The sequence below is a fragment of the Allofustis seminis DSM 15817 genome, assembly GCF_000374325.1.
In the GTDB taxonomy this organism is placed as follows: Bacteria; Bacillota; Bacilli; order Lactobacillales; family Carnobacteriaceae_A; genus Allofustis; species Allofustis seminis.
Genome location: NZ_KB894081.1, coordinates 184,402 through 191,899 on the forward strand (window position 1 = coordinate 184,402; position 7,498 = coordinate 191,899).

Genomic DNA, 7,498 nt, shown 5'->3' on the forward strand with positions numbered 1-7,498 from the left:
GAATGATAGATTCTCATGGAAAGGAGTAGACGTGTGAAAAAATTAAAAATTAAAATTATCGAATTATTAAAAAAAGATCCCGCAAAAAGCTTATCTGTTAAAGATTTTTCGGCGATATTAGACATGAAAGCTGCTAAAGCGTTTAAAAAGCTTGTTCAAGCTCTGGCAGAGTTGGAACTTGAAAGGAAAATTGAACTCTTGCCTGATGGAAGCTTTGCATTATATGGACAGCCAAAAATATTTACGGGTATCTTTCGAGCAACGGATCGGGGATTCGGGTTTGTAGAAGTGGAAGATTTTGAAGAAGATGTGTTTGTCAATGCATCAGGTACACTAGGTGCAATTAATGGTGATACTGTCGAGGTTGAAGTCATTAAAGAAGCGCGCGTCCATGAAAATAAATCAGCAGAAGGTCGTGTGGTTAAGATAATTGCTCACGATATGCAGCAAATTATTGGTGTCTTTAAAAGTGATGACGAAAAAATCACCTCATCAACGAGTTTTTATGGGACTGTTATGCCTAATGATCGTAAATTACAGAAAAATCTTGTTTTCCTTTCAAAAAAAGGACTACACCCTGTAGAAGGTGAAGTCGTCTTAGGAGATATTATAAAATATCCTGATGAAAATTCTCGTGAATTTATCATAGCAGCTAGAAAAATTCTCGGACATATCAATGATCCAGGAGTAGAGATCACTTCCATTGCCTTAAAACATCACATTCATACAGAATTCCCTCCTGAAGTCTTGACCCAGTTGGAAAAGATTCCTGATGATGTCTTATCTGAAGAATATGAAGGGCGCATGGATTATCGCGATCATTATACAGTAACAATTGACGGTGCCGACGCAAAAGATTTAGATGATGCCATCAGCATCCAAACCTTAAATAATGGCCATTTTCAATTGATGGTTCATATTGCGGATGTTTCTTACTATGTGAAAGAAGGAACAGCACTAGATAAGGAAGCTTATGCAAGAGGTGTGAGCAGTTATTTAGTTGACCGGGTTATTCCGATGTTACCTCCCAAGCTTTCAAATGGTCTCTGTTCATTGAATCCTAATGTAGACCGATTAACAATGACTTGTTCAATGGAAATTAATAAAAAAGGTGAAGTCATTCATTATGACATTTCGCCAAGCGTGATACATTCCAATCGGCGCCTCACATATGATGAAGTCAATGAATTATTGTCACCAGATGTGTCATCAGCATGGATAGAAGAATATGCAGAAATTAAGCCACTAGTCGAACAAATGGCAGCACTCCATCATATTCTTGAAAAACGTCGCTATCAGCGCGGTGCATTGTCATTTGAATCGCCTGAAATTGAGTTCGAATTAGATGAGCAAGGGCATCCTGTGGCAGTCTATTTAAGAGAGCGTCTTGTAGCAGAGCGCTTGATTGAGTCCTTTATGTTGGTAGCGAATGAAACGGTTGCAGCACATTATGAGAAGCAGCATCTTCCTTTCTTATATCGTGTGCATGAGCATCCAGATGCAAACAAAATGCAACGTTTTATTACATTTGCATCACGATTTGGTTTGCAAGTTGCCAAACAAAAAGATCAAGTGAAACCAAAAACTTTGCAGAAAATATTGGAACAAGTTGAAGATGAACCAAGTGCTCCAGTGATTAATATGCTCTTGCTACGTTCGATGCAGCAAGCACGATATGACGTGGAACCTTTAGGACATTATGGTCTAGCTACTGAATATTATACGCACTTTACTGCTCCAATTCGTCGTTACCCTGATTTAATAGTACATCGGTTAATTCATAAATATGCCCATAAATTAAGCAAACAAAAAATAAAAGCGATTGAAGCGCAATTACCAGAAATTGCGGACGACACATCGGTAGCTGAGCGGCGCGCAATTGATGCAGAACGTGAAGTTGATGACTTGAAAAAAGCACAGTATATGGCAGATAAAATTGGTGAACAATACGATGGAATGATTGTATCTCTTACTAATTTTGGTATGTTTGTACAACTGGCCAATACCATTACAGGACTCGTTCGTGCTTCCGATATGAAAGATGATTATTATGAATTTATTGAAGAACATTTGATGATGGTCGGCACACGGACAGGAAAAGTATATCAAATTGGTCAACCCGTAAAAATTAAGGTGACAGATGTTAATATTAATCAATATGAAATTGATTTTGAACTGATCGAAGAACAAAACGAAAATAAACATACAACATCAAAAAATCAAAAGAAAAAAGTATCCCTTAAAAAGCCAAAAGATCATCAAAGAAAAAAACTTTCACAAAACAAAAAAAGTAAAAAAATGTATCAAGTAAAAAAACGTAGAAAGTAGGTGTTAGCATGTCCAAAAAAAAGATGGATAATGTGGTCGCTCAGAATAGAAAAGCCCATTACGATTATGAGATACTTGACACTTATGAAGCGGGCATTGCCTTAAAAGGAACAGAGATAAAATCAATTCGTGCTGGCCGCGTGTCATTAGTAGACGGTTATGCTGGCATTACCCAAAATGAAGTCTTTTTGTATAATGTACATATTGCACCTTTTGAACAAGGCAATCGCTTCAATCATGATCCCTTGCGTACACGAAAATTACTGTTGCATCGCCAACAGATTAATGAAATCTATCGTCAAGTTCAACAAGAAGGGAATACCTTAGTTCCGTTACGTATCTATTTAAAAAATGGTTTTGCAAAATTATTGTTAGGACTTGCAAAAGGTAAAAAACGCCAAGACAAACGCGAAACAATTAAACGCCGTGAACAAGAACGTGATATTTCTCGTGCATTGGCTGCACGTAACCGCAGTTAATTGGAATGCAATAATTGAAACGCCGTAACTACTATTGTTAAAATAAAGGTGTGAAAAATTATAGGAGGTCGTATGCATGAAAGAATCAAAAGGAGTTACGATTTATTTTGTACGCCATGGGCAAACGTATTTTAATTTGTACGGACGGATGCAAGGATGGGCCAATACACCGCTCACCTCAGACGGCGAAAAAGGCGTACATGCTAGCGGCAGAGGGCTAGCAGATGTAAAATTCGATGCTGTCTACACGAGCGACTTACAACGAACACTGGATACGGCAGAGATTATTTTGGAAGAAAATAAAAAGACAGATCCTGACATGCCCATTATTTCGATGCCTGAATTTCGTGAAATTTTCTTCGGATCATTTGAAGGAGAATATGATGCTGTCGCATACCAAAAAGTTGTCGAAGCTCTCGGATTGGAAACAGCCGAAGATCTATTCAAAACGATCGGCGCATTAGAACATATGAATACTTTTAATAAAATTGACCCCTATGGCCACGCCGAAACATTCATGCAATTCTGGTCACGTGTAGAACAAGGCCTGATCGAACTCATAGATCGCCACCGCGATACTGGTGATGTCATTTTACTAGTGGCACATGGTGCAGCTATCCATGTCATTTTAGAAAATCTAATTCCAGATCTCCCAGCAGCGGAGCCACTACTCAATGCAAGTGTCTCAAAAGTTCGTTATGAAAATGGACAATATATCTTAGACTCTTATGGCGATGTATCTCATTTTATCGAAGAATAAATCTATCAGAGAGGAGGAGTAAAGGATCCGTCCTTTACGTTAATCAATGCGAAAACTCTTATCAACTCAAAACTTGAAACGGATGCAAAAAATAGTCTCTATTGCCGCTGTTATCTTATCTGTCCTAGAATTTTTAAATCGCCATGGTTTATTATATGACGGTGAAGAAGCTTAAATTCTTATTCCCCCCTAAATGGACAAAATGATTCATTTAGGGGGATTTTTATAGTGATTTTTGATTCTAATGTTAATCTGTGATATGATAGCTTATACGATTAGGGGGCTGTTCTGGATTCGACAGGCATAGATCGAGCTTCAATAGCGCTTAGTAGGTTGCGTCTACTCTAAAACGCTCAGTTTAAACTTAACTGCAAACAAAGATAATAATTTAGCATTAGCTGCTTAAGCAGTTCTTGCTGATCCAAGTAAGTATCGCCCATGTGCTTATGCGGGTCTCATTTAATAGTGGGATACGCTGAATTTTTCCGCCTGTAAAATTCAGAAGAGATCATCAGACTAGCAAAGCAGGATGCTTGTTAATCGGCTACTGCCTCGCGAAATTTAAATCGATTAACTATGAGCGAAGAAGTTGAAGTGACGATATGTTTGGACAGGGGTTCGACTCCCCTCAGCTCCATTTTAATATAAAAGAGAACAAGCATTCCCTTGTTAAACGATGGGTAAGAATAGCTATACACCACTAATTTATGAAGTTAGCGGTGTATTTTTTGTTATGAGAAAAGAATAAAACGAAATAGAATATAAAATCATTTTGCATTTATTTTGCATTTATTTGATTTAAGAACGTTACAGTTTTTTCATTTTCTTGTTCTTCAAATTCTTTAGTCAGATGTGAATAAGTATCAAATGTAATTGATGTGCTGGCGTGTCCCAATCGTTTTGAAATATATTCGATTGGGATTTTTTTATGCAATAAAATGGATGCATGAGTATGACGTAAACCATGAAAAGTAATACGTTTAATATTTGCTTTTTTGCATGCCCAATTCATGACTTTAGCAATTGCTGCATGTGAAACGGGTTGAAAATCAATGCCATAAAATACAAATTGGTGTCGGGGTCTGATACTCGTCTTTAAATATCTTTTTTGATTGTAAAGGATACAGCTTTTCAACAGTCTTTTTGTTTTCTCGTCGATAGATACATCGCGCATTGAATTTTTAGTCTTTGGCGGAAAAAATCTTTTGTAACTTTGTAATCCCAACTTTTCGTGATGTGGATGGTATTCTTCTCAAAATCTATAGTGTCGTGCGTGAGAGCCATAATTTCACCTAATCGCATTCCAGTCTTTAAAGAAACAATACACATACCACGAGCGGTGTAACTAGGTTGATATTCGTCTTCTAAAACTTTAAGAAGTTTCTCGGCCTCTTCGATTTCTAAATATTTGCTGGATGCTGGTGCGGAAAGTTTGCCAGATATTTTGATATTATAGCTGAGATTTCTTTTAATATGTCCTTCATAGGTTGCATGCGATAAACATTCTGCACATAATATATTCATTTTATTTACGCTTGTTTTTGCATATTTCGCCTCCATAGCGTTTATTTTCTGTTGATAAGCGCTCTTGTTCAATTCGTCTAGTCTAATATTGTTGAAGTATTTTTCTATAGTTTTCATAAAAAACTTGTTTCGATCGTTTGTTACGGGTGATAGATTAGGACGCTTGAAGATATCATACCAATTTCTTAAATATTCGATAAAGGTTAGTTCGCCATTCAAACTAGCGTCTGAGTATCCCAAATTTAAACGTCTTTTTCTTTCTTCCGCTTCGATTATAGCTTCTGTTTTTGTTCGAAAACCGCTGCATGAGAGTTCTCGATATTTTCCATCAACGTCTTTATAACTAATTTGATATTGCCACTCTTTAATTTTCTGCAAAAAGCCCATGTTAGATACTTCTATAATAAATAACATAAAAAGCCCTTTTAAAAGGGCTTTTTGGTATAAACACACGCAGATTGCTGGGGAGCAGGGCGTGTGTTTTTGTTTTAATGAAATAAAAAAAGGCGCGCCCGTAAGCACGCCATAACTTACCGCTATTAAGCTAGCAAGCCAACTTTCGTTGTTTCCTCTTTATAATGATACGACTATGCGTGCAATAAGTCAATCATTTTGTTAAGAAGTGAGAAAAATCTTAATAACGAATCACTATTTTTATAGTTTTCCTCACTCTTTTTGATTCTTTCTATTACTTTAAGTCCGTCATGGTGTCTCCTAACGTTTAGTGCGTTAGAACATATTGTTTTATGAATCCAAAAAAGAATTAACACATCATGGGGCTTATTATAAAATCTATTAATTTCTTGAACTCCTGACTTGCTTGCAATTTGTTTTGATAAGTGTGTCGGTCTTTTAATATAGTTACTCTTGTAGTTGTATACATTTAGTAAAAATACGTTGTTATGAGCGCAAGCGTTTCTTACATAGCGAAGATTTTTACTTAGATTGTTAACCTTGCTTTTTCTAATGCTATATTCTTTGATATACAGATCTAGGATCATAGTAAATGCTCCAAAATCTACAAGTTCCAGTAGTGCCCATATAGGGAGCGGCGAACCATATGTTTTTATGAACATATCTTTTAAGTATGTGTTTACTTTATAATGATCATAAATGCTGTTATATTTTTGAGGGCATTTTTGTTTAAATAAGTCTACGATATGGTATCCATCTTCTTGGTTGTTATATGTGATATCAGTCATTAACATCGTTTTCGAAGTGTGCTCAATGTCTAAACATAGCGACAGTAAAAATTCTCTTATATAAGTATCGATTGACGCTAGATTATATAGTATGAAAATTCAATCAATCGTTATTTTAGCATTGCTTTTTGTTTTAATAACCATGTCCATATATTTAGGCTATCTAACTATAAAATACAAAAAATTGAAAAGAAAGTTGGTAAATAAAAATGAAAAGCAATTCACAAACAGAAGCAAATAAAAGATGGCAAGAAAAAAATCGTGAATATACCCGATATTTAAATGCAAGATCCGCTGCACGTGGATTCATTAGAAATAGAGCAAATGCAGAAGATCTTCAAGAACTTGAGCAACTTATAAAAGACCGCCGCTTGAAAATAAAATCAGAAAATTAAAAAAGACGAATAATAGAAGGAATAGCATGTCGGATGAAATCAATGTAGGTTTAATTAAAAAGTTGATTGAAGATAAAAGTGTTTCTACATATGCAATAGAAAAAGAAGCAAACAATAAAATTTCTAGAAGTTATATCACTTTGATGAGAACGAAAAAACAAGATGTTGAAAATTTAACGATTGGGAAAGCAAGAATATTACAAAAGGTTGCGGAAACCTTGTATAAAACTCATTAGAAATCAAACAAAAAAAGCGTATCTAATATCTAAGATGCGCTTTGTTTTCAATCATGCTGGCGAGCAAAATGTTTGTAGATATGTTTGTAGATAATGTATATATACGCATGATTATGTATATGAATACACATTTATAAAAACGTTGTTGTTACACTGTTTATTGATTGTTTACACAAGTTTAACTGATGTTCACTATTTTGAATGAAGACAACATAACAAAACTTGTCACGGCGTTCATTGAATCGTTGCCAAATCTAATTACTGCGTATATCGCATATCTAACTTATAAAGAGTTAGAAAAAGGCAACAAAAAAGACGATAATCACCAGCTAGGAAATTAATCGTCTAAAGGGTATGGGAGAGATAGAGCTCTCCCATACCCTTATTATAAATAAAGAAAGGGGAAAATGCAAATGGCACAAATCATTACACTTATTTTATTGTATCTATTATACCTACAAGTGAAACAGAAGGGTGATCGTCATGACAAATAAAACGAGTGAAGCACAATTGAGAGCTAGCCGTAAATGGGAAAAAAAGAACCGCAGAAAAGCAACGGTTGACGGTTACCGAC

Annotated in this window: 8 protein-coding genes and 1 other RNA gene; 6 read left to right on the top strand and 3 right to left on the bottom strand. The window is 35.5% G+C overall.

From position 1 onward, the window contains the following. Positions 1–33 precede the first annotated feature (33 nt). The 4 genes from rnr (at position 34) to ssrA (ending at position 4,207) form a co-directional block, all read left to right on the top strand. Positions 34–2,328 (top strand): ribonuclease R, encoded by a 2,295-nt coding sequence (gene rnr, locus C231_RS0103975; RefSeq protein WP_018659364.1) that lies wholly within the window; start codon positions 34–36, stop codon positions 2,326–2,328. 8 nt (positions 2,329–2,336) lie between these two features. Further along, positions 2,337–2,807 carry an SsrA-binding protein SmpB gene (gene smpB, locus C231_RS0103980; protein WP_018659365.1) on the top strand — a complete coding sequence of 157 codons (471 nt, stop codon included), beginning with the start codon at positions 2,337–2,339 and terminating at the stop codon, positions 2,805–2,807. 76 nt (positions 2,808–2,883) lie between these two features. Further along, positions 2,884–3,567 carry a histidine phosphatase family protein gene (locus C231_RS0103985; RefSeq protein WP_018659366.1) on the top strand — a complete coding sequence of 228 codons (684 nt, stop codon included), beginning with the start codon at positions 2,884–2,886 and terminating at the stop codon, positions 3,565–3,567. A 279-nt stretch (positions 3,568–3,846) separates the two neighbouring features. Beyond that, positions 3,847–4,207, top strand: a transfer-messenger RNA (tmRNA) gene (ssrA, locus tag C231_RS08410). Between the two features lie 138 nt (positions 4,208–4,345). On the opposite strand, the gene C231_RS08775 is transcribed toward ssrA, so the two are convergent. The 3 genes from C231_RS08775 to C231_RS07800 form a co-directional block, all read right to left on the bottom strand. Further along, positions 4,346–4,702, bottom strand: a complete 357-nt coding sequence (locus C231_RS08775; protein ID WP_026314346.1) for a tyrosine-type recombinase/integrase — start codon at positions 4,700–4,702, stop codon at positions 4,346–4,348. Continuing rightward, positions 4,699–5,478 carry an Arm DNA-binding domain-containing protein gene (locus C231_RS0104000; RefSeq protein WP_169333935.1) on the bottom strand — a complete coding sequence of 260 codons (780 nt, stop codon included), beginning with the start codon at positions 5,476–5,478 and terminating at the stop codon, positions 4,699–4,701. Before C231_RS0104000 ends, C231_RS08775 begins: the two co-directional genes overlap by 4 nt. A gap of 200 nt (positions 5,479–5,678) precedes the next feature. Next, positions 5,679–6,392 carry an Abi family protein gene (locus tag C231_RS07800; protein ID WP_083912511.1) on the bottom strand — a complete coding sequence of 238 codons (714 nt, stop codon included), beginning with the start codon at positions 6,390–6,392 and terminating at the stop codon, positions 5,679–5,681. 110 nt (positions 6,393–6,502) lie between these two features. Between C231_RS07800 and C231_RS0104010 the strand changes: the two genes are divergently transcribed. Continuing rightward, entirely contained in the window at positions 6,503–6,688 is a 186-nt protein-coding gene (locus tag C231_RS0104010; RefSeq protein WP_018659369.1) for a hypothetical protein, read from the top strand. A gap of 26 nt (positions 6,689–6,714) precedes the next feature. Continuing rightward, entirely contained in the window at positions 6,715–6,924 is a 210-nt protein-coding gene (locus tag C231_RS0104015) for a hypothetical protein (protein ID WP_018659370.1), read from the top strand. Positions 6,925–7,498 lie beyond the last annotated feature (574 nt).

Bases quoted from the DNA above. Each gene is read 5' to 3' on its own strand.
- smpB (WP_018659365.1), top strand. From the start codon at position 2,337: ATGTCCAAAAAAAAGATGGATAATGTGGTCGCTCAGAATAGAAAAGCC.
- C231_RS0103985 (WP_018659366.1), top strand. From the start codon at position 2,884: ATGAAAGAATCAAAAGGAGTTACGATTTATTTTGTACGCCATGGGCAA.
- C231_RS0104000 (WP_169333935.1), bottom strand. From the start codon at position 5,478: ATGGGCTTTTTGCAGAAAATTAAAGAGTGGCAATATCAAATTAGTTAT.
- C231_RS0104010 (WP_018659369.1), top strand. From the start codon at position 6,503: ATGAAAAGCAATTCACAAACAGAAGCAAATAAAAGATGGCAAGAAAAA.
- C231_RS0104015 (WP_018659370.1), top strand. From the start codon at position 6,715: ATGTCGGATGAAATCAATGTAGGTTTAATTAAAAAGTTGATTGAAGAT.